Genomic DNA, 25,811 nt, shown 5'->3' on the forward strand with positions numbered 1-25,811 from the left:
GGGCCATACGGTGGACACGTGCCCGACCCCGCCGACCCGACAGCCGTCCCTGACAGATCTCGGACGATCGCCGGCACGGTGCTGCGGCAACGCCGGCACGGTGCTGCGGCAACGCCGGCACCTGCGGTTCCTGTACTCGATGCAGGCGTCGCCGCCACGGGCCGTGATCGCGGTCAAGGCTGCCGTCGCGATGGGCATCCCGCTGACACTGGCGGTCGCCCTGGGACAGGAACAGCTCGGCTTCCTCGCCAGTCTCGGTGCGTTCACCATCCTGTACGGCCCGGCCACCGCCTGGCGCCGCTGGATCCGGATGATGCTGGTCGTGGGCGGCAGCCTGACCGGCTCGGCCCTGCTCGGGGCACTCACCGCCTGGCAACCGGTCCTCCACCTCGTCGTCCTGGTGCTGTCGGCGATGGTGGCGGTGTTCTTGTGTCTCGCGCTGCGCACCGGCCCACCCAACGCCTTCTTCTTCGTGCTGGCCCAAGGCGTCGCCGGCCTGGCGGTCTCCGGCGGTGCCCCGGCCGTACCGCTGGTCCTCAGCGTCGCCGGCGGCGCAGCGATCGCGGTCGTCGTCGGCATGAGCGACCTGGTGTTCGACCCGCGGCGACCGGAACGGGTCGCGATCGAGCATGCCGGAGTGGCCGTCGACGCCTACGAGTCGGCCCGCGGCCGGGACGACATCACCGCCACCCACCACGGCGGCGCCACCGCCCTCCACACGGCCTGGACGACGGTCGCCGACGGCGGCTCACACTCGGCCATGGTGCAGCGGCTGGCCTCCGTCCAGGCCCGCTACTCGGTCCGACTCGCCGGCGACACCGCATCGGTGACGAACTGGACCGTCGCCCTCCCCACCGATGAACCGTCCGCAACGATGCCCGAGGGCTCCGACGCCGAGGACCGGACTTCCGCGCTGGCGGTCGAGGCCGAACAGTTCCGCGACACCGCCCTGGGTCGCCGACGCCGGCCACCTGATCCGCAGCGCCGCCCACTGGCCGTCGGAGGTGCTGCACGCCGTCAACCGGGTCGGACCCGCCGCACTGCTCGCCGGCGCCGTCGCGTTGGCCCTGGCGAACGGGCACGTCTACTGGGCGGTGGCGTTCTCACTGCTGATCCTCAATCAGGGCGGCACCCGGCTCGCCCAGACCCACCGTGCTGTGCAACGACTCCTGGGCACCCTGCTCGGACTGGTGGCGTACGGCTTCGTCCTCCGACTGCAGCCGGACGCCTGGGTGGTCGTGATGGTCGTGGTGGTGTTGCAGTTCGCCGTCGAGATGATGGTGACCCGCAACTACGGGGTCGCGGTGATCTTCCTGACCCCGCTGGCGCTGACCGTCGCCACCGCCGCCGCCCCCGGCGCACCGGTCGACACCCTTGTCGCCGACCGTGCCCTCGACACCGTGATCGCGGTGGCGTCGGCACTGCTGGTGCTGTGGCTCACCGGCCGGGTCCGGCCCGAGTTGCAGTTGCGGGCCCACGCCCGACAGGTCGTCCTCGCCCTGCAAGCCGTGCTCGACGACCTCGCGACCGGACAGGTCGACGGGCCGGTCGCGCTGTTCCACCGGCGGCGGCTGCACCACGAGCTGCTCGAGTCACGAACGGTGGCACAACGCTCCGCCGCCGATGCGCCCGCCCGGGTCGGCCCGTACCTGCAGCTGGAACGGGACCTCACTCGGATGGGACACCTCGTGCTGGGAGCCTGCTGGCACCCGGACCTGCGCCGGTCCGGGGAACGATTCGCCGCGGCATCGAAGCAGCTGGCACCCATCACCGAACACCCCGTCGCCCGGCACCGGAGCGCGGCCGAGCTGAGCGCACAACTCCGGGCCGTGGAAGCGGCGCTGACCGGTGCCGGCCAGCCATAGGGTTGCGCCCATGAGCCTGTTTGCCGTCACCTACACCTACACCGACGACGCCGCCGCCCTCGACCGCCACCGCCCGGACCATCGCGGCTTCCTCGGCGCACTGGCCGACCGCGGCACGCTGCGTGCCGCCGGACCGTTCAGCGACGACGCCGGCGCCGGTGCGCTGCTGCTCATCCGCGCCGACGGCGCCGAGGAGGTCCGTACGATTCTGGCCGGCGACCCGTTCGCGGCGGCCGACCTGATCGTCGACACCGCCGTCCGGGAGTGGAACGTGGTGCTGGGCGCGAACCGGGACGACCTCACCGGCTGACCTCACCGACTGACCTCGATCGCCGAGCCTCGACGGCGACGGGTTGGTCACGAACCGTCGAAGGAGGGGCCAGCGGTCCGATTCGGACACCTGCGGGGACACGGCCGGGTGGGGGATGCCCCTCCCCACCCGGCCGGTACTCGCCACAAGGTCCTGCAGGCGATTGTTGCCGACCGGGGGGTCATGGGTGCGTGCACCGGCTGGCCCGTCACGGGGTAGATTCTCCGTCGTGCGAAGGCGGGTGTTCAGGAGTGCGGCGGCGACTCGGATCTTCGCCGCGCTGGTGATCCTGGGCGGCATCGCCGCGATTGCCGGTCTGGGACTGCTCTGGTACCGACAACTCGGCAGCCCCGCGATCATCATCACGTTGATGGTGCTGGCGCTGCTCGGGATCTTGTACCTGTGGCGGTTCGCGCTGCACCCGAAGGTCGTGTTCGACCGCCACCTGTGGGTCCACAACCCGATGCGGACCCATGTCCTCGACGCCGACGAGGTGCACGACATCGTGCCCGGCCGCAACGGCCTGCAGATCCGGCACGACGACGGTGTCGTCGAGGCGTGGTGTGTGCAGAAGTCGGACCGCGCCATCCACCGGCACAAGCGCACCCGCGCCGACAAGGTGACCGAGACCCTGCTGGTGCTGCTGGACGAGGCGACCACCAAGGCCCCCGCCAAGTCGCGGGAGCGCAACCGGGTCCGCCGGACCGACCGTGACGCCGAGCCGACCACGGCGTTCACCACGCGCCACGACGCCGCGGCCTTCGACGCCGACCGGGACCACCCACTGCGCGGCCCGGTGCCCGACGACGCGCCGACGGACATGACGGTACGTCGGGACGCGGACGAGGTGGCGATGGAGGTCGACGACACGATCCGGGTCGAGTCCGAGCGGGCGGACCGGGTCGACTCCGACCACCCGGCGTCCCCCGTCCCGACCGCCTCCGCCGTCCCGGCCGACTCACCCGTCCCGGCCGACTCCGCCGTCCCCGCCGCCTCACCCATCCCGCCCGTCTCCGCCGTGTCGGCCTCGCCGGCAGCACCGCCCCCGGCCCCGCTCCCGATCGACGGGCTCGACGACGCCACCCGCCCCCAGACCGCGGGATCGGCTGCCGCCGGGTCGGACCACGACGAGGACGACGACCTGATCATCCGGCGGGCCAACGCCGACGACCTGGCCACGCTGGTCCGGTTGGAGCAGCAGGTCAACGGGGCCGCCCTCTCCCACGTGCTCGGGCCCGAGCCGTTCCCGACCGGCAGCCTCTCCCAGACCTGGCGTGATGTCCTCGCCGACCGGCGGGTGAAGGTCCGGGTGGCCGAGCTCGACGGGCATCCGGTCGGCTACCTGGCGTTCGACAAGGTCCGGATCCGGCACCTCGGCATCCTGCCGGAGCGGGCACGGTGGACGCACAGCCGCGAGCTGATGTCGTACGCGACCGATCAGATCTTCGCCCACGGCAGCCCGCGGGCCAGCCTGAACGTGCTCGAGGACAACACCGGCGCCCGTGAGCACTACCGGATGCTGGGCTGGCGGGAGACCGGGGAGCGCACCACGTGCCCGCACCCGCCGCACCCGCCCGAGCTGACGATGGTGCTCGACCAGCCGCTCGACTGACCGACCGACGTCCCTTCGCTGCTCGACCGACCGACGTCGTGGGCAGGTCAGGCGGGGACGATGCTGACCAGCTTGGGCGCCTTCACGATCACCTTGCGGACCGCCCGGCCGTCCAATGCGCGGATCACGTTCTCCTCGGCCAACGCCAGCCGCTCCAGCTCGGCGGGGTCGATGTCGGGGGCCACCTCCAGCCGGCCACGAACCTTGCCCTTCACCTGCACCACACAGGTCACCGACTCCGCGACCAACAGCGACTCGTCGACGGTCGGCCAGTTCGCCCGGGCGACCGACGGCTGGTGCCCCAGCTTCTCCCACATCTCCTCGGTGACGTACGGGGCGAACAGGCTCAACATCACCGCGACGGCCTCGGCGGCCTCCCGGGCGGCCGGATCGGCCGCACCGCCCGAACCTGAGGCGCCCACACCCGAATCGCCAGCACCTGCATCGATCGTCTTGCGCGCGGCGTTGACCAGCTCCATGATCCGGGCGACGGCGACGTTGAACTTCTGTTCCTCGATCAGCTGGGTGACCTCGTGCACCGTCTTGTGCGTGACCCGCCGCAGCGCGACGTCGCCGGTGCTCGGGTCCGCCCCGACCTCCGCGGTGACGTCGTCGGCCAGCCGCCATGCGCGCTGCAGGAACTTCAGCGTCGCGCCCGGGGACACGTCGGCCCAGTCGATGTCGTCCTCCGGCGGCCCGGCGAACACCACGGTGGTGCGGATCGCGTCCACCCCGAACTCGTCGATCTGCGCCCCCAGGTCGACCCCGTTGCCCAGCGACTTGCTCATCGCCTTGCCCTCGTTGATCACCTGGCCCTGGTTCAGCAGCCGGCGCATCGGCTCGACGAAGTCGACCAGGCCCATGTCGTACAGCACCTTGGTGAAGAACCGCATGTACAGCAGGTGCAGGATGGCGTGCTCGACACCACCGACGTACTGGTCGACCGGCATCCACCGGCGCACGTCCTCGGGGTCGAACGGCCCGCCGTCGTGGCCGGGCGAGCAGTACCGGAAGAAGTACCACGACGAGTCGACGAAGGTGTCCATCGTGTCGGTGTCCCGCGTCGCCGGTCCGCCACAGGACGGGCAGTCGACGTTCACCCAGTCGGTGGCCGAGGCCAGCGGCGAGGTGCCCTTGGGCTGCAGGTCGGCACCTCGCAGGTCGGGCAGCTCCACCGGCAGTTGGTCGTCCGGCACCGGCACCTCACCGCACGAGCCGCAGTGGATGATCGGGATCGGGCAGCCCCAGAAGCGCTGTCGGCTCAACAGCCAGTCACGCAGCCGGTACGTCGTCGCCGGCTCGCCGGTGCCGCGCTCGGCCAGCAGCTCGACGATCCGGGCCACGCCGGCCTCGGTGCCGGTGATGCCGTCCAGCACCTCGGAGTTGACGTAAGTTCCGTCGCCGGCGGTGGCGACACCGCTGGTCGCCGGATCCTCCTCGCCGGTGTCGACGACCATCCGGACCGGCAGGTCGAAGGCGCGGGCGAAGTCCAGGTCACGCTGGTCGTGGGCCGGCACCGCCATCAGCGCACCGGTGCCGTAGTCGGCCAGCACGTAGTCGGCGGCGAACACCGGGATCTGCTCGCCGTTGACCGGGTTGGTCGCGCGGACCCCCAGGTCGACCCCGGTCTTGGGCCGGTCGGTGCTCTGCCGTTCGATCTCGGTGGCCTGCTTGGTCGACTCCAGGTAGGCCTCGAACGCCGCCCGCTGTTCGGGGGCGCAGATCTCGTCGGCCAGGTCGGACTCCGGGGCGACCACGAAGAAGGTGGCCCCGTACAACGTGTCGGGACGGGTGGTGAACACGGTCACCGGCTCGTCGCGGCCCTCGATCTCGAACTGCACGTGGGCACCGGTCGACCTGCCGATCCAGTTGCGTTGCATCGCCAGCACCCGCGGCGGCCAGCCGTCGGCCAGGTCGTCCATGTCGGCCAGCAGTCGGTCGGCGTACTCGGTGATCTTGAAGTACCACTGGTTCAGCTTGCGCTTGGTGACCGCCGCTCCGCAGCGCTCACAGGCGCCGGCCACGACCTGCTCGTTGGCCAGCACGGTCTGGTCGACCGGGCACCAGTTGACGAACGAGTCGCGGCGATAGGCCAGGCCGCGGTCGCGGAACCGCAGGAACAGCCACTGGGTCCAGCGGTAGTAGTCGGCGTCGGAGGTGTGCAGCCGCCGGTTCCAGTCCAGGCTCAACCCGTACCGCTTGAACGAGGTCGCCTGGGTCTCGATGTTGGCGTACGTCCAGTCGGCCGGGTGGGAGTTGTGCTTGATCGCGGCGTTCTCGGCGGGCAGGCCGAAGGAGTCCCAGCCGATCGGGTGCATCACGTCGTACCCGCGCAGCAGCCAGTAGCGGGCGATCACGTCGCCCATCACGAACGCCTCCGCGTGGCCCATGTGCAGGTCGCCGGACGGGTACGGGAACATGTCCAGCACGTAGCGGCGCTCGGCCGACCCGTCGTCGAGCGGGGTGAACGTCGCGTGCTCGGCCCAGTACTGCTGCCAGCGCTCCTGGGCAGCCTTGACGTCATGGCCTCGTCGTTCACTCGCCTGTGTCACTGTCGTTCGCCCTTCCGGCTCATCCTTGTTCCGACTCATCGTCTGCCGACTCATCGTCACTCTTGCGACTCAATCGTCACTCCTGCGACTCAATCGTCGTTGCGCCCTCGCCCGTCCCCTGCCTGCCCGCCCGGCGGCCGGTGGGTGGGGCTCCGGACTGCCGTGACATGAAAAAGCCCCTCACCCTGCGTGGGCATGAGGGGCAGCCGCGTCGGTGTCAGCTCACCGGCGCGGCTCGGCAAGGAGCTCGCGAGTCATGGCGGCAGTGTACTGCGCCGGGTGCACGTCCGTCGACCGGGTTCGCGCGGCGCAGGTTCGGAACCGCACCGGTCACTCGGCCAGCAGGCGGTCCACCTCGGTGGCGGTCGGCGGCTGGGCACCGCGGCGCGACACCACGAGGGCCGAGGCGGCGATCCCCCGCTGCAGGGCCACGGTCAACCCGGCCTCGTCGACGGCGGGGGCGTCGGCGTACACGTCGAGGAACCCGGCGGTGAAGGTGTCGCCGGCACCGACGGTGTCGACCACCTCGCGGGTACGGCCCGGCGCGTCGACCCAGCCGGTCGTACGGGTGAACGCCTCGGCGCCGTCGGGCCCGCGGGTGACCACCCCGCAGCCGACCCCAGAGGTGTCGACGAGTTGGGCGACCAGCTCTCGCCCCGACGCCAGTCCGGCCCCGGCGGCCAGGAAGTCGAAGTCCTCGTCACTGCCCTTCAACAGCCCACCCCGCTCCCCCAACAGCTGGACCCATGGCTCGAGTCGCCGCCAGTACTCGGCCGGATCCGACAGCATCGCCGGACGGACGTTCACGTCGATCGACAGCCGGGTCGGCTGGGCCGTCGCCCAGGCCCGTGCGGTGTCGGCTCCGGGCCGGACGACCAGCGCCAGGCTGGCGACGTGCAGCCAGTCGTCGGTCGTCAGCACCGGCAGGGACTCCGCCGTCAGGTCGAAGGTGGCGGTGTCGGTGGTGTGGAAGTGGTACGAGGCCTTGCCGGCCCGGTCGAGCGACACCACGGCGAGGGCGGTCGGTGCCGCCACCGTCGGCGCCAGCTCCGCCCCGACCCCGGCGGCCAGCAGGTGGCTCCGCATCTGCCGGCCGAAGGCGTCGGTCGACAGTGGCCCGCAGAACTCGACCGTCCGGCCGAGCCGCGCGAGTGCGATCGCGGTGTTGAGTGGACCGCCGGCGGTCTGTGCCTGCCAGGGACTGCTGAACGTGTCCGGCACTCCCGGCGCCGGCACCAGGTCGATCAGCGCCTCACCCCACACCACGAACCGTGACAACCGCGCCACCTCCTGCGCCGGAGACTAGCCTCACCCGGCCAGGTCGGTCAGCCCGGGCGGCTCGGTGGCGACCATGTCGGCCCACGCCTGCGGCGGTGTCGCCGACTCGACCAGGTCGAACACCAACTGCGCCATCGTGTACCCGGGGTGTTCGTCCATCGCCCGCTCGGCGCAGCACAGCGCCGTCGCCCCGTCGCCGCTCAGCCAGGCCGCCATCCCGAACAAGCAGACCGGGGCCGCCGACAGGTCCATCGGCGACCGGCGGGCCACCTCACCCCACAGCTTGAGGTGGTCCTTCGCGTTGTCCGGGCGCATCAGGAACCAGGCCACGTCACGGACCTCGAGGTCGATGGCCAACAGCGCCAGCCGGGCACAGTCGTCGGGACCGGGCGGCTCGTCACGGCGCAACAGCGTCTCGACGTGACAGACCATCTCCAGTCGGCGATCGGCCAACAGCCAGGGCAGTCGGACGGTGTCGGCAGCGTCGGCGACCGCTCGGATCGCCGCCGGGTCACCCGGTGCCGTGAGCGCCGCCAGGGACTCCCGGTCCGGCAGCAGCCGCATCCCGTGGTAGACCGCCGTCGCGGCGGTCGCCGTACCCGCCGGGTCGAACGCGGTGCTCGGACCGGCCTCACCCGCCACCACGACGCGGAAGCTGTCGCCGGTGCAGACCAGCGAGGTGAAGACCAGCTCGCCGAGCTCGGCCTCCACCTCGGTCACCACCTCGACCGCCCACGGCTCGTCGGCGGAGAACACCGCCAGCACCGCCCCGTCGGCGCCACTGTGCTGGGCGACGCCACGGAAGTGGTCGGCGATCGCGAACACGTCCCGCCGTCCTTCGGGGCGCGGTAGGTCGACCCGCGCGGTCAGTTGCACCCGGTTGCCACCCAGCAGCACGACGACCAACGAGTCGTGTGGTTGGAAGCCGAGCAGGTACGGGATCAGCGCCAGCATGTCGGCGGTACTGCTGACGCGGACCCGGGTCTGGTCGGGGTCGGACTGGTCGGCGGTGTGGTCACGCCGCGGTTCATGGACGGTCATGTGGGAAAGGTGCTGCGCCGGGCCCGCCGTCGTTCACCGAGTATGTCTCCCTGTGGACAGCACTGCGGACAGGGAAGCCGGTTGTGGACGGTGTCACGCCCCGCCGGTCCGTGCCCGGGACCGGGCCCGTCGGCAGGTACCGTTGTGGGGTGAGCAGCAACTGGGGGCCCGAGTCGACACCGGGTCGGGCATCCGGGCAGGGCCAGCCGTCCGGGCCCGGCTTCGACCACCAAGGAGCCGCCCCCCAGGGCGGCCATCCCGGCACCGGCCAGCCTCCGTACGGACGGCCGCCGCAGGCGTACGGGCAACAGGGGTACGGGCAGTACCAACAGCCGAGCCAGGGGCAGCAGTCGTACGGGCAGTACGGCCAGTACGGCCAGTACGGCCAGCAACCGGGCCAGGGCCAACCGGGCTACGGGCAGCAGGGCTACGGGCAGCAACAGCAGGCGGCGTCGCACTGGGGTCCGGCGGACCTCGGCTCGGGCAGCCGCGGGGACGGGCCGGATCCGACCGCGCCGATCGGCTCCTCCCGGGACGCTCGTGTCCCGATCACCCAGCCGGCCCCGCCGCCCCCCTCGAAGGCCCCCGTCATCGTGATCGTCGGTGTCATCGTGGCCGCCGTCCTCGCGCTGACGATCGGCGGCATCACCGCGTACCGCAACGACCTGGCCGAGCGCAATGCGACCGCCTCCCCCGAGGCGCCACCCACGGGTAGCCCGCTGCCGGCGAACATGCGCCCCTTCACCACCGACGACTGTGATGCCGGGGTGTTCGAGGTGGTGCAGCACGAACGCGAGGGTTCGACGCTCTACATCGAGGTGAAGATCACCTGCGAGGAGGGGCGGTACGCGGTGAGCGACGACTTCATCGCGATCTTCGACAAGGACGCCGTCGACTACCGCAACGTCCCTCCCCATGACCGCGAGACGATCGGTCAGACCGTCGTCAGCCCCGGCAGCCCTGTTCAGGGCTGGACCCGATTCAGCGGGGTACCGACCGGAGAGGTTACGGTGCTGCTGCTCGGGTACGGTCACACCACGACTGCGGTGCCGATCGAGACCTGAGCCCGCCGACCCCCGCCTGACGCGACGAGAGCACCCATGACCGAGTCTGATCCCTTGATCGAAGCGAGCCCCCAGACCATCGGGTCCGAGGTGACCACCGGGTCCGAGGTGACCACTGAGCCCGAGGTGACCACCGAGCCCGAGGTGACCTCGTCCCCGGCCCCCGATGACGTCGACGTCGCCGCGGCGTTGGCCGATGACGGCACCCGCCGGTTGCTCGGCACCGACCTGCAGCTCGACTACCTCCCGGGCCGTGGCGGCACGATCGTCGGGCTGTCGCGCCGCTCCGACGACCTGCAGCTGTTGTGGCGGGCTCCTTGGGGCATCCTGCCGATCGGCACCTCGCGGCCGCCGTCGACCGCGTCGGTCCGCGCGACCGAACAGTGGCCGGGTGGCTGGCGCACGCTGTTCCCCAACTCGGGCCGCTCGGTGAGTCTGTACGGCGCCGACTGGGGCACCGACGGCGAGGCCGCCGTCGCCGCCTACGCCGAGGAGCCCGTCCCCGGTGGGGTCGAGCTGACCACCCGGTTGCTGCGGCTCCCGGTCCGCCTCACCCGCCGGATCACGCTGACCGGCGCGACGCTGCGGGTCGAGGAGACCGCCACCAACGAGGGCGGCCAGGACGTCGAGATCATGTGGGGACACGAGATCGCCTTCGGTCCGCCGCTGCTCGGCAAGGGTGCGGTGATCGACACCGGGGCCTCGGTGGTCCGTCCCGAACCCGACGTGACCCGCTCGGTCTCCTACGACGACGTGATGCCGTGGCCGCGCACCCAGGGCACCTCGTCCGCGGTCAACCTGCGCCGGGCCCCCGAGGCAGGCGCCGGCAGCACGTGGCAGGCCTACCTGAGCGACTTCGCGACCCACCAGGCGTCGATCACCAACGCGGCCGCCGGGGTCCGGGTGGAGCTCAGCTGGGACGCCGAGACCATGCCGTTCCTGTGGTACGAGTTGGAGGCCGGAGGCAGCAAGGACTTCCCCCACTTCTCGAACGGCTACTTCCTGGCCCTGACCCCCAGCACGTCGTGGCCCCGCCAAGGGGTGAACGACGCCCGTCGCGTGTCGTCCACCTCGAAGTGGATCCCGGCCGGGACGTCGTTGTCCACCTGGGTGGAGCTCAGCGTCACCGAACCGCCTGCTCAGCGCTCCCCGGCCGGCACCCGGTCGGCGTCGGCGCGGGGCAGGGCCGCCGGGACGCCCGAGTCGAACCCTTCCGCCGAGTCGACCCCTTCCGCCGAGTCGCCCGGGTCGGCCACGTCCACCGGGACGCCCGACTCGCCGGTCACCACCGACAGCGGGACGCCCAACACCTCGGCGTAGATCTCGGCGAAGCGGTCCAACGTCGTGGCGAACGAGTGCTTGCTGACGATGTCGTGGCTCGCCCGGCCGTACCGTTCCCGCAGCTCAGGGTCACCCACCAAGGTGGCCAGGTGGTCGCGCAGCTCGGTGATGTTGCCCGGGGTGAACAGGTAGCCGTTCTCCCCCGGGTGGACCAGGTGCGGCAACGCCATCGCGTCGGCCGCGACCACCGGTTTGCCGGCCGCCATCGCCTCCAGGGTGACCAGGCTCTGCAACTCGGCGATCCCCGGCATGCAGAAGACGTCGCAGCGGCCGTACGCGGCCAACAGGTCCTCCTCGGAGATGTAACCGTGGAAGGTCACCCGATCGGCGATCCCGAGGTCGGCGACCAACTTCTTCCACTCGTCGCGGCAGGATCCGTCGCCGACCAGGTCGAGGTGGGCCGGCCGGTCGGCCGGGAGCTGGGCGAACGCCTTGATCAGCTCGTCCACCTTCTTCTCCCCGTCCAGTCGTCCGACGAACAGGATCGACGGTACGGCGGGGTCGTGGGTGGCCGCGGCTGCCGCGTCCTCGTAGCTGTGCGCATCGATGCCGTTGGACAGCGGCTCGCCGGTCAGCGTGGTCCGTTGCTCCAGCAGCTCGATCGCCCGCGGTGTGGGGGCGGTGATCGCCGCGGCGCGGCCGTACACCCGCTGCAGGTCCTTCCACGCCAGGGTGCGTGCCAGGTCCTCCATCCACTGCGGGGTCTTGGCGTGCATGAACAGGTTCTCGGGCATGAAGTGGTTGGTCGCGACCAGCGGGAACCCCTGCTGGTGGGCGGCGTAGGTGACGTAGCGTCCGACGATGAAGTGGGCCTGGACGTGCACCACGTCCGGCTGCACCCGTCGGACGATCTCGGCACAGGCGGGACGGGCGGTCCACGGCAGGCTCACCCGGTACCACTCGTGGAACGGCCAGCGGTAGGACACCACCCGGTGCACGGTCACGTCGCCGTGCATCTCGATCCCTTCAGGACCGTCGTACGAGGGTGCGGCGACGTGCACCTCGTGGCCGCGGGCGGTCAGCCCGTTGGCCAACCGTTCGGTGAAGCGGGCGGCCCCGTTCACGTCGGGCGGGTAGGTGTCAACGGCCAGCAGGATTCTCACCGCTCGTCCTCTCGTTGGTGCTCGGCCACGCCCGGGCGGCTTCCCGGGTCGTCGTTCAGGTCTGCCCCGTACGGGGTGTCGCCGTACGCGGGGGTGTCTGGTCCGTGCTGCGTCAGGGCGGGCCGTCCGGCGACCACCGCCTCGTGCGGGTCGGCCACCTCGTCGTGTTCTTCGGTCACCCGCACCACGTCGGGGTGGTAGCGCGACAACATGCCGACCCCGAGCACGGCGACGACCGCGCAGCCCACCATGCCCATGGTGACCACGGGGGTCAGCTGGCTGGTCTCGCCGAGCAGGAAGGCACCGAGCAGCACCGCCAGCATCGGGTCGGTGACGGTCAGGCCACCGACCACGACCGCCGGCGACCCCGACACGAACGCGTGCTGCAGCATGTAGGCCGCGGCCGGGTAGGTCAGCAGCAGCACGATGCCGGGCAGCCAGATGGTCGGGGCGCTCAACGGGACCCCGTGGTCCAGCTGGACGAAGATCGTCTTCATGTAGCCGGCCGCCAGCCCGTACGCCGACGCGGCTCCGCCGGTCCAGGCCAGACTGTGCACCCAGTCGGGGCCACGCTGGCCGAGCAGGACCAACACCGTGATCAAGGCTGCGATGGCGAGGCCGGCGATGATGATGTGCGAGGTGGCGGGCAGCTCCGAGGCCGTGTTGCGGGCCGCCAGCCACACGAAGATCGACACCCCGGCCATGGCTGCTGCGACACCGCCCCAGACCGCGCCGTTGGGACGGCGGTGGCTGCGCCACATGCCGATCAGCACGGCCAGCGGGACACTCAGCACCGCGATCGGCTGGACCACCGCAACCGGGGCGCCGCGCAGCGCGGCCAGGTGCAGCAGGGCTCCCAGCCCCGACATCGAGAAGCCGATCAACCACCGGGGTCGGCGGAGCAGGTCCCGGAAGAACGCCAGGCCCAGGTGGCGACGCTGCCGGCGGTCGTCGTGGGAGTCACCGGAGCCGCCCCGGCCGTTGCCGTGGTCCTCCATCTGGTGCCCGACGGCCTCGTGTTGCAGGACGGCGGCGACCGCGAACGCCAGCGCCGCGATGACCGACAACGCGATGGCGTGTCCGATGGTCACCTGGTCTCACCTTCGTCCGTGTCGTCGGGGCAGTCGCCGAACGAGACTGCACAGGTCCGGATCAGTCGTGCGATCCGGACCCGTCCAGTACACCACGCAGCAGCCGCTCAGCCACCGCTCGGCGCGGTGCGACCAGGCACTCTCAGGTGGGACCCCGAGGCACTCACCAGTGGACGACGACCCGATCCCCGACCCGTACCTGGTCGAACAGCCATTCGACGCCGGCCCGGTCGCGGATGTTGACGCAGCCGTGGGAGCCACCGCCGTTGTAGCCGTTGGCCGCGAAGTCGGGCGAGTAGTGCACCGCCTGACCACCGGAGAAGAACAGCGCGAACGGCATCCAGGTGTGGTAGATCGTCGAGGTGTGGTTGCGCGACTTCCAGCCGACCTGGAAGACGCCCTCCCGGGTCTCCATGCCCTTGGCGCCGAACCTGGCGTCCATCGCCTTGATCACCTTGCCGTCCTTCATCCAGTGCAAGGTGTTGGTCGACTTCGAGATGCAGATCACGCGACCGGTCATGCAGCGCGGGTCGAGGTCGTAGCCGCCACCGTTGCTGCCCTCTTCGGCCGGCGGCGGCGCCTCGCCCAGCTCGACCTTCGTCGGCTGGCGGGTCATCGCGGCCAGTCGGTCCCAGGTGCGTTGGTCGACCTCACCGGTCACCGGGATCTGCCGCTTCTCCTGGAAGCCCTTCACCGATGCCGTCGTGACGGGGCCGTAGAAGCCGGTCACCTCGTCGGAGAACCAGCCGATCTGGGCCAACCGGGCCTGCAGTTCCTTGATCTTGTCGCTCTCCTGGCCCGCCTTCATCAGGGCGGGGCCCGGGGTGAGGATGTTGTGCTTCTGTTCGTGGGTGGGGGTCTGGGTCATCCCGACCAGCAGGGCCCACGTCTTCTGGTCCACCTCACCGGTCGCCGCGACACCGCGCTTGGCCTGGAACCCTCGGACGGCCTCGACCGTGGCCTCGTCGTACGTGCCGGTGATGGTGCCGCTCAGCCACGAGATCGACCGCAACCGCACCTGCAGCTCACGGACCTGCTCACCCTTGGCGCCCGACTTCATCATCGCCGGTTCCTTCCTGGGCTCCGGTTCCTTGGTCGGCTCGGGCTCCTTGGTCGGCTCGGGCGTGGAGGTCTGCGGAGTGCTCGGCGACGCGGTGGTCGGCGCGGTGGTCGGTTCGGTCGTGCTGGACTGGCCGGCGGCCGGGGCCGGACTGGCCTGTCCACCCGGCTCGGCCGGGCTCTGCGGTGCGGCGGGTGAACCACATCCGGCGACGGCGATCAGTGCGAGGCCGGCGACACCGCTCGCCGCAGCACGGAACAGGCGGTGGGCGGTCCGGGTCGGGCCGGGGGTTCGGTGCGTGGTCACAAGTTCTCCTCGTGTGCGGCGGAGCGACGATTCACAGGTGACTACGTCCCCGGATCCGGTTCGGTTGCATGTGTTTGTTCGCTCCCGCGCGGAATCTACCGGTCCGCAGTGTGCCCGCGCACCCCCCCGTGATCATCCCGTGACGTGCCCTGACGTGATCATCCCGTGGCGCCGGATCGGTCGATCCGTCGCGCGACGAGCCGCCAACCGATGCCGACGAGGAAGACTGCGGTACCCGCCACGACGGCCTGCCAGGGCAACGTCGCCACCAGGACGACGCAGCCGGCCGTACCCAGCACCTGCCAGGCCCGGCCGAAGCGTCGGTGGCTGCCGGACTGGGTGAACGCGGACAGGTTCGCCACCAGGTAGTACAGCAGCACCCCGAACGAGGAGAAGCCGATCGCCCCCCGCAGGTCCACCAGCAGCACCAACACGCACATCAGCCCGGCGAAGGTCAGTTCCGCCCGGTGAGGCACCCGGAACCGCGGATGCACCGCGTCCAACCAGCGCGGCAGGTCGCCCTCCCGGGCCATCGCCAACCCGGTCCGGCCGATCCCGGCGACCAGGGCCAGCAGGGCACCGAGCGCGGCCACCGCCGCCGCAGCACGTGCGGCCGGCGCCAGCCAGGGCCAGTGGCCGACCGCGACCGCCTCGGCGATGGGCGCCACCGTGGCGGCGATGCCGGAGGGGCCGAGCACCAGCAGCAACGCCACGGCGACGAACACGTACAACCCGGCGGTCAGCAGCAGCGAGATCGTGATCGCCCGTGGAATGGTGCGCGCCGGGTCGATCACCTCCTCCCCCAGGGTGGCGATCCGGGCGTAGCCGGCGAAGGCGAAGAACAGCAACCCGGCCGACTGCAGGATCCCGTACGGCCCGGCCGACAGCACCGATCCCCAACCGGCGGTGTCGAACCCGACCCGGTGTCCGGCCAGGGCGGCGACCAGCGAGACCGCCAGCAGGACGAGCACGACCGTGACGATGATGCGAGCCGCACCGGCGGTCCGGGTGATGCCCCGGTAGTTGATCATGGCCAGGGTGAGGATCGCCAGGGCGGCCACCGGACGGGTCCACGGCTCCGGTACGAGGTTCGCCGCGAAGGTGAGCGCCATGGCCGCACCGGAGGCGGTCTTGCCGACCATGAATCCCCACCCGGCAAGGAATCCCGGCCACTCACCGAGTCGCTCACGGCCGTACACGTACGTGCCGCCCGAGGCCGGGTACTGGGCGGCCAGTTGGGCCGAGGAGGTCGCATTGCACCAGGCGATCAGGCAGGCGACGCCAAGGCCGATCAACAGCCCGGAGCCGGCTGCGGCGGCGGCCGGGGCGAAGGCGGCGAACAGTCCGGCGCCGATCATCGAACCGAGGCCGATCACCACGGCGTCGGTGGTGCGGAGCCGGCGTGCGAGGTCAGTCACGCGCGCAGTGTAGAGCGGCCCGGTGACCGGCCGGTGTCCATCAGGTGTCGTGGGCGGTCGACCCGCGGGTCGACGTCCGGGACCGACGGGTCAGGGCGCCTCGGCGGTCTCGGTCTCGAGTCCGGCGCGCATCCGCCACATCGCCAGCGCGCGTTGCCAGGCCCCGGCCTCCTCGTACTTGGTCGCGGCGTCGAGCAGGGCCTTGCGGGCGCCGACGAGGTCCCCCAGGGCGACCAGGGCCCGGTGCTGCAGCTCGAACACCTCGGCCCGGGACTGTGGTGACAGCGGGGTGGGTTCGTTCAGCACGCCCTGACACAGCAGGATCGCTTCCTCGGGCCGGTGCTCGGCCAAGGCGTGGGCGGCCCGGGCCATCTCCAGGTTGGCGAGGTCGCCCGGATTGCCGACCAGGCTCAGCGCCAGCGCGGCGGCATCGATCAGGTCGGCCACCCCCTCGGGGTGGCCGGCCTCCAGCCGGAACCGGGCCGACGCCTGCCGCAGCCGGGCCCACATGTTGAGGTCGACCTCGGGCTTGAGCAGTTCCAGTGCGGTGGCGTGTTCGCGTTCACCGAGCTCGGTCTCCCCGGCCACGAAGGCCAGGTTGCCGAGCACCCACGCCACCTGCCCGAGCACCTGTGCGCCGATCACCTCGGACCGGATCTCGCGCAGCTGGGCCATCGGCGTGGTGACGGCCGAGGCCTGTCCGATGTCCATCATGGTGGAGATCTGGGACATCAACGCCTCGGCCCGCACGTTGGGAGTGACCCCGGGCTCGGTCGACAGCTCGACGGCCCGCTCGGCGAGGTCGGAGGCCTGCACCAGCTGACCACGGGCACGGCGGGACCGTGCCATGTGACTCAGGATCTCCACCTGCAGCCGGGCCGACCCCTGGGTGATCGGGTGGCGTAGCAGTTCGTCACCCAACTCACCCGCGGCGGCGAACTCGCCCATCGCGGCCCGGGCGTGCATCTGGCACCGCACCGCGTGCCACCAGATGTCGGCACGCTGGGACTTGGCGGCCATCGCCGAGGCGACTTCGGCGCGGGCGTTCAGCTCGGCGGGGTCACCGTTGCGCTCGGCCTCGCGTACGGCGGCGTCGGCCTCCAGCAGGGACAGGTCGGTGGACCCGACCGCGTAGCTCCGTCGATCTGCACCGAACAGCTCGTCGTCCTTCACACCCAGTCGGTCGGCCAGGTAACGGATGACGTCGTCGTTGGGGAGCCGACGACCGCTCTCCAGGTGGGAGATGTAACTGCCCGAGTAGCGCTCGCCCCCGGCCTCGGACTGGGACAGCCGCGCGCGCAGCCGCAGGTCCTTCAACCGGCTGCCGAACGTGTCCACCTGGGTGTCGACCGACATTGCTCTCCTGCCTCGTCTTGGGCGAGCCCGGATCCGTGTCGCCCGATCGGGTGTCGGAAGGGGGCTGCGCAACTTCGGCTTTGACAATCCTGTCAAGTGTGTTGACAGGCAATGTCACTGTGTCATAGCGTGGCGTCAACGTCAACGAGCGGAACCCAGGCAGGGGGCCGCATGATCGCAGGGGGAAGTTCATGAAGTTGAAGAAGTTCATCGCAGGCGTTGGCATCGTGCTGCTCACCGTTCTCGGTGGCGCCAGCGTCTCGCAGGCCGCCAACGCTGCCCCGGCCTCGTTCTCGACCCAGGACATCAAGCCCGGTGACGGGGACACCGGCGTCTGGCCCTGATCGCCAGAGCTGACTTCAACCGGTCAGGTCGAGCCCCCCGGCCAGCCTGACCCACAGACCATTTGATCAGTGCCTCCCTCCTCCACACTGATCATTCCTCCCCCCGATGCCAGCCGTCGACTCCGACACCAGCGTCCTGTGACACCCACGCCCCTCCCCCAGGGCGACAGGACCCGGAGTCGGCGGCTGGCAACATCTTGCCGAGGAGGAACCGGCGGGTCCCGATCAACGATCTGATCCGGTTCGCCACGCGTCAACTGCCCGCACCCCATCGGGCGAGGGCCCTCCCACTGCCGGGGTTCCCGCCCGATCCACACCTTGCGACCTCCCGCCACCGCGGGGGGGTCGTTCGGCATTCCCGGGCGCGGGCGCACGACCGGGGATCCCGGGGACGCATGAGACCCGGGTCAGGCGCGCAGCCGGGTCCGCATCACCTGGGAGGCCAACAGCACCTGCGCGACCAGGTAGGTGACCATGATCAGCAGGCCGTGCATGGGGAGCCGGACCGGGCTGAACTGCTGCACACCCAACAGCGTGTCGGACACCAGGAACAACCCACCACCCACCGCGGCGATCGGGCCGAGCCCGCCGGCCAGCAGCGCCATCAGGCCGAGCGCGACGCCGTACGCCACGACGGCCGGTGCCAACGACCCGGCCATCGGGAGCAGCATGGCCACGACGACGACCACGACCACCGCGTACGCCGCGATCCGGAGCCGCCGTCGAGGGATCTGCCGCCACAGCGGCAGGAACGCCACGATGTAGCAGAGCTGTGCCACCAGGAAGAAGCCGATCTTGACCGTCAGGCTGATCGAGCCGACTCCGTCACCGAGCCAGGAGAAGCCGAGCCCCAGTACGGTGAACCGAGCGGTGGTGTCCCACCGTCGGACGGCGGCCACGAAGCAGACCAACAAGGCGAACACGGGCACGAAGATGGTGACGTTGATCCAGAACGGGTCGCCGGTGACCTGCGCCGCCAGGTGGAGGACGCTCGACACGACGAAGACCACCGCCGCCAGGACCGCCACGATTCGCCTCACCGTTCAAGGGTAGCCAGCAGGGGTCGCCCGTCGGACCGCGGACGCCACCGGCCACGACAGCGCCGACAATGGCAGCACCGACACTGGCAGCGGAGCATCGACCCGCGTGAGCATCGACCCACGGCACCGGGATCCGGACGTCCCCATCAGCGAACGAGGAGACCAGGTGAGCAGACCTGCAGCTGCCCTGCTTGGCATCGTGTTGGTGGCGAGCTGCCTGCGACCGCCGATCACCGGGGTGGGCCCGCTGATCCCGATGCTCGGCAACGACCTGGGGCTGGACAACACGGCCCTGGGCGTGCTGGGCGCACTGCCACTGCTCGGCTTCGCCGTGACGTCGATGTTCGTCCACCTGCTCGCCGCCCGACTCGGGGTCAACCGCGCGGTCGCGTTGGCACTGGTCGGCCTGGCGCTGGGGATGCTGTTGCGGTCCGGGCCACTGCCGGCCGGGTTGTGGATCGGCACCGTGGTCATCGGCGGCACCATCGCGATCGGGAACGTCCTGCTGCCGGCGATCGTGAAGCGGGACTACGCCTCCCACCTGTCGCTCGCCACCGGGGTGTACACCTCGGTGATGTCGGGGATGGCCGGGGTGGGTGCCGGGTTGGCGGTCCCGATCACCGCGGCGCTGGACGGCAACTGGCGGCTCACGCTGGCGGTGTGGGTGGCGCTGTGCGTCGCAGCCCTGCTGGCCTGGCTCCCCCGGCTGCGACGCTCGCAGCAGCCTCCGGTCGCCCGGGCGGTTGGCCGGGCCGACCCGCCGGTGACGCCGACCTCGCCTCCCGAGGGATCGGGCCGAGGCATGTGGCGCTCGCCACTGGCGTGGTTGGTCACCGGGTTCATGGCCCTGCAGTCGACGGTGTTCTACCTGGTGCTGACCTGGCTGGTCACGATGGAAGGGGTGCTCGGCATCCCGCCGGCGGAGGCCGGCTGGCACCTGTTCGGTGTGCAGGCCGTCGCCATCCCGTCGGGGCTGGTCGTCTCGGCGGTGATGCACCGCCTGCCGGACCAGCGGGCCCTCGCCGCGGGGTGCGGTGCCGCGATCGGCATCGCCACCTTGGGTGGCCTGTTCGCACCACAGCTGTTGCTGCTGTGGTTGGCCCTGCTGGGAGTCGGAACGGGCTCCTCCTTCGTGGTCGCGATGTCGTTGGTGGCCATGCGGACCCGCACCGCCGCCCAGACCGCTCAACTGGCCGGGATGGCGCAGTCGGTCGGCTACCTGTTGGCCTGCATCGGCCCGGTGCTGGCCGGCTGGTTGAGCGAGGTGACCGGGTCCTGGGGACCCGTGCTGGTGCTGCTGGCGGCCCTGGCGGCCGGCCAGGGCGTGATCGGGTTTGCTGCGGGTCGCCCCCGATTCATCTCCTGACCGCCGATCGCACGACCGCCGGGCCGAAGTTCATCAGGCGAGCTGTTGAAGACCACCGGCGGCACCATCGGGCCATCGCGTACCCGATCACGGCGTTCACCACGCCGTACGCCTGACCATTTGACGCCATACCCCCCTAGGGTATGGTGGAGTCATGAACCAGACCCGCCCGAACACTCCCCCCGACCGGCACCCCGCCCACGAGGAGCACGTCGGGAACGCTGAGCACTCCGCACACCAGCACCACGACACGCATGCCGGACACGACACGCATGCCGGACACGACGCGCATGCCGGACACGACGCGCATGCCGGACACGACGCGCATGCCGGACACGGCGCGCATGCCGGACACGGCGGGCACGGGGAGCATGCCGGACACGACGGGCATGCCGGACACGACGCGCATGCCGGACACGGCGGGCACGGGGAGCATGCCGCCCAGTTCCGCCGGCTGTTCTGGATCATGTTGGTGCTCGCGGTACCGACCGTGCTGGCCAACGACATGTTCGCCCACCTGCTCGGCCACACGTTGCCCGACTGGCCGTGGCTGCGGTTCGTGTCACCGGTGCTGGGCACCGTCATGTACGCCTGGGGTGGCCGTCCGTTCCTGACCGGGGCGGTCTCGGAGATCCGCGACCGCAAGCCGGGCATGATGCTGCTGGTCTCACTCGGCATCACGGTCGCCTTCGTGGCCTCGCTGCTGGCGACCCTGGGGATCCTTCCCGCCCACCTCGACTTCTGGTGGGAGCTTGCGCTGCTCGTCGTGATCATGTTGCTCGGCCACTGGCTGGAGATGCGGTCGCTGGCCCAGACCACGTCAGCCCTGGACTCCTTGGCGACCCTGCTCCCCGACGAGGCCCACCGCCTCGAGGGTGAGGAGTTGGTGACGGTCGCCCCGGGCGACCTCCGCGTCGGCGACGTGGTGGTCGTACGGCCCGGAGCCCGCGTGCCGGCGGACGGTCGGATCGAGTCCGGGTCGGCGAGCCTCGACGAGTCGATGATCACCGGGGAGTCCCGGCCGGTCGAGCGCGGGCCGGGCGATGACGTGGTGGCCGGCACCGTGGTCACCGACTCCGGGCTCCGGGTGGAGGTGACCGCCGTCGGTGACGACACGGCACTGGCGGGGATCAGTCGGCTCGTCGCCCAGGCGCAGAACTCGAGTTCCCGTGCCCAGCGGATCGCCGACACCGCGGCCGGCTGGCTGTTCTGGTTCGCCCTCGGGGCCGCGCTGATCACCGTGATCGCCTGGAGCATCGCCGGCCACCCGGACCAGTCGCTGTTCCGCGCCATCACCGTGCTGGTGATCGCCTGTCCGCACGCCCTCGGACTCGCGATCCCGCTGGTGGTGTCGATCGCGACCGAGCGGGCCGCCCGGGCCGGCGTGCTCGTCTCCGATCGACTCGCCCTGGAGGAGATGCGCAACGTCGACACCGTGCTGTTCGACAAGACCGGGACGCTGACCCGCGGCGAACCCACCGTCACCGCGATCGAGACCGCCGCCACAGGTCCCGACGATGATCAACTCGACGATGCCCTACTCGACGATGACCGACTCCTGGCGCTGGCGGCCGCGGCGGAGTCGTACTCCGAGCACCCGCTGGCCCGGGCCATCGTGGGCGCTGCCACCGAGCGCGACCTCGACGTCCCGTCGGCCACCGACTTCAGCTCCTCACCCGCGGTCGGGGTGACCGCGACGGTCGACGGTCACCGGGTGGCGGTGGGCGGGCCGTACCTGCTGACCGAACACGGCCTCGACGAGTTGCCGGTGGCCGAGACCTGGCGCGAGCAGGGCTCGATCATCCTGCACGTGTTGGTCGACGACCGGGTCGCCGGTGCGCTGGCACTGGCCGACGAGGTACGAGCCGAGTCCCGCCGGGCCGTCGAGGCACTCCACGAACGCGGCGTCCAGGTCGTCATGATCACCGGCGACGCACAGGCGGTGGCCGAGACGGTGGCCGCCGAGCTCGGCATCGACCGGGTGTTCGCCGGTGTCCGACCCGAGGACAAGGCCGAGCAGGTCACCACCTTGCAGGCCGAGGGCCGGACGGTGGCGATGGTCGGCGACGGCGTCAACGACGCACCCGCCCTGGCGACCGCCGACGTCGGCATCGCCATCGGCGCCGGTACGGACGTGGCGATCGCCTCGGCCGGGGTGATCCTGGCCGGGAACGACCCGCGGCTGGTGCTGTCGGTGATCGACCTGTCCCGCGCGGTCTACCGGAAGATGACGCAGAACCTGTGGTGGGCGGCCGGCTACAACCTGCTGTCGGTGCCGCTGGCCGCAGGCGTGCTGGCCCCGATCGGCTTCGTGCTGCCGATGTCGGTCGGTGCGGTGCTGATGTCGCTGTCGACGATCGTGGTGGCGCTGAACGCGCAGCTGCTGCGTCGACTCGAGCTCGACCCGGCCACCAAGTGACCGCCCGCCGGCTCCGACCGGCGCCCGGCTCCGGCTGATGCCCAGCTCGGACTGATGCCGGGGCGTCGGCTCAGGAGACCGACTTCGACACCGTCAGCAGCACCACGGCGTCGGTGACGGCCTCGAGGGCGTGCCGGGTCGGCGGGATCACCAACAGGTCACCCGCCGTACCGTCGAGGGCCTCGTCGCCGGCGGTCAGCCGTACCGACCCCTGCAACACCTGCAGGGTCGCGTCACCGGGGCTGTCGTGTTCGGCCAGTCCCTGCCCGGCGAGCAGCGCCAGCACGGTCTGTCGCAGCTGGTGGCCACTGCCGCCGTGGACGGTGTCGGCCGAGCGGCCCGAGGACGCCGTTCGCGCCGTCGCGAGGTGTTCCTCGGCGAGTTGGGTCAGCGAAAACTGTGTCATGGGAACTCCTTGCGTTGACCGGTGCTGACCTCCATGCTGGCACACACAAATTCAGCGAGCACCCAGTCCGACCTCGACCCGCCAGGCGTCGTGACGGGCGGTGAGTTCGGCCACCAGATCAGGCCGCTCGGCGCTGCGGTCCTGTTGCTCCGACGGATCGGTCGACAGGTCCGCCAGGAACTGGCCCCGACCCATCGGGGCGTGCTCGTGGGCCATCAGGTTCTTGACCTGCTTGGCATCCGGGTCGGCCCAGCTCAGCTTCCAGCCACCGGCGCGGACCGCCCACTGGAAGCCACACTCCCAGTGCAGGGCTTCGTGGCCCCGCTCGAGTGGTCCGGCGAGTACGTCCCGCCCGTCCACGGGGCCGAGGTCGGCCGGATCGACCCCGGCTGCAGCCAGTGCGGTCGGGTAGATGTCGGTGGTGGACACCAGCGCATCGGTGGTCGACCCGGGCTCGATCCGCGCCGGCCAGCGCAGCAGCATCGGCACCCGGATGCCGCCCTCCCACAGGGTGTACTTGGTGCCGCGCAACGGGGTGTTGTCGCCGAAGTTGCAGGTGGAGCCACCGTTGTCGGTGGTGTAGATGATCAAGGTGTTGGCCAGTTGGCCGGAGGCTTCGAGTTGATCAAGGAGCCGTCCGACCTCGGCATCCATCAGCTCGAGCTGGGCGAGGTAGTACTCGCGGCCGTGCGGCAGGTTGGGCACGATCGCGTCGTCGTACCACTCCCCGTAACCGGTGCCGGAGTTGGGATCCCAGTCGCGGTAGGGGGGCAGCCCGCGCTTGGCGAGCTCGTCCTCGGGCAGCTGCCAGCAGAAGTTGTGGACGGCGTTGAACGCCACCATCGCGAAGAACGGCCGGTCGTCGGGCGCGGCGAGGAAGTCACCGGCCCGTCGGCCGATCAGCTCGGTCAGGAAGCCCTCGTGCTCCACCGGTTCGTCGCCGCTGAGCAGTGGCTGCACCGCCATCGGTACGGCGGCCTCACCGTAGTCCGCCTGCGCCCGGCGCGAGTGGTGCAGGTAGTTCAGGCGGCCGATCGACTGGCCGGCGAGGCCGTACAGCGTGGTCTCGAAGCCGTGGTGTGGCGGGCAGGCCCGGTCACCGACGTCCTCGGTCCCGTAGTGCACCTTGCCGAAGTAGCCAGTCCGGTAGCCGCGGGCGGCGAATGCCTCGGCGATCGTGGGCTCGTCGCCGGGTGGGAACCGGGCGCTGTCGAACCACAGCCCACCCCAGCGCTGCTGCTGCCGACCGGAGATGATCGCCGCACGTGACGGGCTGCAGATCGGCGCGGTCACGTACGCGTCGGTGCAGGTGAGGCCCTCGGCGGCAAGGCGGTCCAGGTTCGGCGTCGCCACGTCGTCGTTGATGCCCAGGGCACTGCGGTCGCCGTACCCGTGGTCGTCGGACACGATGAGCAGCACGTTGGGCCGGTCGGGCCGGGGCGGTGGGACGGACATCGGACCTCCTTGAACGGCGGGCCTCCATCCTAAGGGAAACTCGCGCCGCTCAGCCCTTGACGGCTCCGCTGACTCAGACCGGCGGTCCAGCGGAGGGATGCCGGGGTTCCATCTCACGACGTATGGCGTTATCATCGCTCTGTGACGATGAAATCGATGGCGGGCGTACCTGAGCCGACGGAGACCGCTGTGTCGGTCGCGGCCGTGGAACCACCCGACCTGGCGGAGCCCTTCGAGGTTGTCGCCCTCGCCTCGGCCGCGGTGATGTTCAAGAGCTTGGGCGATCCGACCCGGCTCGCCATCGTGCAGCACCTGGCGTTGGGCGAGCACCGGGTCGTCGACCTGACCGACCACCTCGGCCTGGCCCAGTCCACGGTGTCGGCCCATCTGGCCTGCCTGCGCGACTGTGACCTGGTGACCTCCCGTCCGGTCGGCCGGGCGTCGATGTGGAGCCTCCGCCACCCGGAACTGCTCGACCTTCTCGGGGCCGCCGAACGACTGCTCGAGGTCACCGGCGACGCCGTCACGCTGTGCCCCGGCTCGGCCCCGCGACCCGACCCGACGAACGGAACCGTTCGACAGTCCGACGGACGAACGGAACCGTTCGATGACCACCACCGCCACGGGTGAGGCCGCCAGCCGCGACCGCCGCGCCACCTTGGTGCGGCGGGCCCAACTATTGGCCGGTTTCTCCGTGGTCTACAACGTGATCGAGGCCGTCGTCGCGATCTCCGCCGGCCGGCTGACGGGGTCAGCGGCCCTGGTGGGCTTCGGCCTCGACTCGGCCATCGAGCTCGCCTCGGGGCTGATCATCCTGTGGCAGTTCCGACACCGTCTGCCCGAGTCCCGCGAGGCGCTGGCGCTCAAGCTGATGGCGATCGCGTTCTTCGCCCTGGCGGCGTACGTGACGTTCGAGGCGGTACGGGGCCTGGCCGGCTTCGGGGAGGCCGACCCGTCACGGCTCGGCATCGGCATCGCCGCGGTGTCCCTGGTCGTGATGCCGTTCCTGTCGTGGGCCCAACGGCGCACCGGCCGCGAGTTGGGCTCGGCATCGGTGGTCACCGACTCCAAGCAGACGCTGTTGTGCACCTACCTGTCGGCGGTGTTGCTGGTGGGGCTGCTGCTCAACGCCACCCTCGGCTGGTGGTGGGCCGACCCGATCGCAGGACTCGTGATCGCCGGACTGGCGGTCCGCGAGGGTGTCCTGGCCTGGCGCGGCGAAGCCTGCGGCTGCGCCGTCGCGCCGGCCGCCGACACCACCACGGCCGGTCGTGGCACCGGCGGCGGGGGCGCGTGCACCCACGCGACCTCGGTCCACGCGACGTGCACCGATGACACGAGGACGGCCACGCCGGCGCACCGGCACCACCAGCACAGCTGACCG

20 protein-coding genes and 1 pseudogene are annotated in these 25,811 nt (G+C 71.0%); 10 read left to right on the forward strand and 11 right to left on the reverse strand.

From position 1 onward, the window contains the following. Positions 1 to 1,004 precede the first annotated feature (1,004 nt). From ACQBAU_RS12750 to ACQBAU_RS12760, 3 genes are all read left to right on the forward strand, one after another. On the forward strand, positions 1,005 to 1,865 hold the full coding sequence (locus ACQBAU_RS12750; RefSeq protein WP_465257053.1) for an FUSC family protein: 861 nt from the start codon (positions 1,005 to 1,007) through the stop codon (positions 1,863 to 1,865). Positions 1,866 to 1,875: 10 nt separating this feature from the next. Beyond that, on the forward strand, positions 1,876 to 2,175 hold the full coding sequence (locus tag ACQBAU_RS12755) for a YciI family protein (protein ID WP_465257054.1): 300 nt from the start codon (positions 1,876 to 1,878) through the stop codon (positions 2,173 to 2,175). Between the two features lie 229 nt (positions 2,176 to 2,404). After that, positions 2,405 to 3,787, forward strand: coding sequence for a GNAT family N-acetyltransferase (locus tag ACQBAU_RS12760; protein ID WP_465257055.1), 1,383 nt, complete (start codon positions 2,405 to 2,407; stop codon positions 3,785 to 3,787). 47 nt (positions 3,788 to 3,834) lie between these two features. Here the strand turns inward: ACQBAU_RS12760 and leuS are convergent, their stop codons facing one another. The 3 genes from leuS to ACQBAU_RS12775 all read right to left on the reverse strand — a co-directional run bounded on the left by leuS (position 3,835) and on the right by ACQBAU_RS12775 (position 8,658). Then, positions 3,835 to 6,378 (reverse strand): leucine--tRNA ligase, encoded by a 2,544-nt coding sequence (gene leuS, locus ACQBAU_RS12765; protein WP_434548937.1) that lies wholly within the window; start codon positions 6,376 to 6,378, stop codon positions 3,835 to 3,837. Positions 6,379 to 6,669: 291 nt separating this feature from the next. Next, positions 6,670 to 7,617 (reverse strand): PfkB family carbohydrate kinase, encoded by a 948-nt coding sequence (locus ACQBAU_RS12770; protein ID WP_434548936.1) that lies wholly within the window; start codon positions 7,615 to 7,617, stop codon positions 6,670 to 6,672. A gap of 30 nt (positions 7,618 to 7,647) precedes the next feature. Then, the gene (locus ACQBAU_RS12775; protein ID WP_465257056.1) at positions 7,648 to 8,658 is read right to left on the reverse strand and encodes a DUF4192 domain-containing protein; all 1,011 of its coding nucleotides are present in this window, start codon (positions 8,656 to 8,658) and stop codon (positions 7,648 to 7,650) included. Positions 8,659 to 8,807: 149 nt separating this feature from the next. On the opposite strand from ACQBAU_RS12775, the gene ACQBAU_RS12780 reads away from it, so the two are divergent. Both ACQBAU_RS12780 and ACQBAU_RS12785 read left to right on the forward strand, forming a co-directional pair. Further along, the gene (locus ACQBAU_RS12780; RefSeq protein WP_465257057.1) at positions 8,808 to 9,722 is read left to right on the forward strand and encodes a hypothetical protein; all 915 of its coding nucleotides are present in this window, start codon (positions 8,808 to 8,810) and stop codon (positions 9,720 to 9,722) included. A 36-nt stretch (positions 9,723 to 9,758) separates the two neighbouring features. Beyond that, positions 9,759 to 11,042, forward strand: a complete 1,284-nt coding sequence (locus tag ACQBAU_RS12785) for a DUF4432 family protein (RefSeq protein WP_465257058.1) — start codon at positions 9,759 to 9,761, stop codon at positions 11,040 to 11,042. Between the two features lie 71 nt (positions 11,043 to 11,113). Here the strand turns inward: ACQBAU_RS12785 and ACQBAU_RS12790 are convergent. The 5 genes and pseudogenes from ACQBAU_RS12790 to ACQBAU_RS12810 all read right to left on the reverse strand — a co-directional run. Then, positions 11,114 to 12,166: pseudogene (locus ACQBAU_RS12790) on the reverse strand (glycosyltransferase); the annotation flags it as partial. After that, positions 12,163 to 13,257, reverse strand: coding sequence for a DMT family protein (locus ACQBAU_RS12795; protein ID WP_434548932.1), 1,095 nt, complete (start codon positions 13,255 to 13,257; stop codon positions 12,163 to 12,165). The pseudogene ACQBAU_RS12790 and the gene ACQBAU_RS12795, both read right to left, overlap by 4 nt. A 163-nt stretch (positions 13,258 to 13,420) precedes the next feature. Next, complete coding sequence (locus tag ACQBAU_RS12800; protein ID WP_434548931.1) at positions 13,421 to 14,623, reverse strand: L,D-transpeptidase family protein; 1,203 nt, start codon at positions 14,621 to 14,623, stop codon at positions 13,421 to 13,423. Between the two features lie 158 nt (positions 14,624 to 14,781). Further along, the gene (locus tag ACQBAU_RS12805; protein ID WP_434548930.1) at positions 14,782 to 16,041 is read right to left on the reverse strand and encodes an APC family permease; all 1,260 of its coding nucleotides are present in this window, start codon (positions 16,039 to 16,041) and stop codon (positions 14,782 to 14,784) included. Positions 16,042 to 16,131: 90 nt separating this feature from the next. Further along, positions 16,132 to 17,397, reverse strand: a complete 1,266-nt coding sequence (locus ACQBAU_RS12810) for a helix-turn-helix domain-containing protein (RefSeq protein WP_465257059.1) — start codon at positions 17,395 to 17,397, stop codon at positions 16,132 to 16,134. 191 nt (positions 17,398 to 17,588) lie between these two features. On the opposite strand from ACQBAU_RS12810, the gene ACQBAU_RS12815 reads away from it, so the two are divergent. Then, positions 17,589 to 17,741, forward strand: coding sequence for a hypothetical protein (locus ACQBAU_RS12815; protein WP_434548928.1), 153 nt, complete (start codon positions 17,589 to 17,591; stop codon positions 17,739 to 17,741). Between the two features lie 407 nt (positions 17,742 to 18,148). On the opposite strand, the gene ACQBAU_RS12820 is transcribed toward ACQBAU_RS12815, so the two are convergent. Next, positions 18,149 to 18,781 carry a lysoplasmalogenase family protein gene (locus ACQBAU_RS12820; RefSeq protein WP_465257060.1) on the reverse strand — a complete coding sequence of 211 codons (633 nt, stop codon included), beginning with the start codon at positions 18,779 to 18,781 and terminating at the stop codon, positions 18,149 to 18,151. A gap of 166 nt (positions 18,782 to 18,947) precedes the next feature. Here ACQBAU_RS12820 and ACQBAU_RS12825 point away from each other — a divergent pair, with 166 nt between their 5' ends. Then, complete coding sequence (locus ACQBAU_RS12825; protein ID WP_465257061.1) at positions 18,948 to 20,147, forward strand: CynX/NimT family MFS transporter; 1,200 nt, start codon at positions 18,948 to 18,950, stop codon at positions 20,145 to 20,147. A gap of 154 nt (positions 20,148 to 20,301) precedes the next feature. After that, positions 20,302 to 22,566 carry a heavy metal translocating P-type ATPase gene (locus ACQBAU_RS12830; RefSeq protein WP_465257062.1) on the forward strand — a complete coding sequence of 755 codons (2,265 nt, stop codon included), beginning with the start codon at positions 20,302 to 20,304 and terminating at the stop codon, positions 22,564 to 22,566. Positions 22,567 to 22,636: 70 nt separating this feature from the next. Here the strand turns inward: ACQBAU_RS12830 and ACQBAU_RS12835 are convergent, their stop codons facing one another. After that, entirely contained in the window at positions 22,637 to 22,972 is a 336-nt protein-coding gene (locus tag ACQBAU_RS12835; protein WP_434548924.1) for a cupin domain-containing protein, read from the reverse strand. A 51-nt stretch (positions 22,973 to 23,023) separates the two neighbouring features. Next, complete coding sequence (locus ACQBAU_RS12840; protein WP_434548923.1) at positions 23,024 to 24,427, reverse strand: sulfatase family protein; 1,404 nt, start codon at positions 24,425 to 24,427, stop codon at positions 23,024 to 23,026. Between the two features lie 156 nt (positions 24,428 to 24,583). Between ACQBAU_RS12840 and ACQBAU_RS12845 the strand changes: the two genes are divergently transcribed. Both ACQBAU_RS12845 and ACQBAU_RS12850 read left to right on the forward strand, forming a co-directional pair. Next, the gene (locus ACQBAU_RS12845; RefSeq protein WP_434548922.1) at positions 24,584 to 25,057 is read left to right on the forward strand and encodes an ArsR/SmtB family transcription factor; all 474 of its coding nucleotides are present in this window, start codon (positions 24,584 to 24,586) and stop codon (positions 25,055 to 25,057) included. Beyond that, entirely contained in the window at positions 25,035 to 25,808 is a 774-nt protein-coding gene (locus ACQBAU_RS12850; protein WP_434548921.1) for a cation diffusion facilitator family transporter, read from the forward strand. The genes ACQBAU_RS12845 and ACQBAU_RS12850 overlap by 23 nt, the downstream gene beginning before the upstream one ends. Positions 25,809 to 25,811: the final 3 nt, after the last annotated feature.

The organism is Carbonicoccus niuqiaonis (genome assembly GCF_050157065.1).
GTDB lineage: Bacteria > Actinomycetota > Actinomycetes > Propionibacteriales > Propionibacteriaceae > Avipropionibacterium.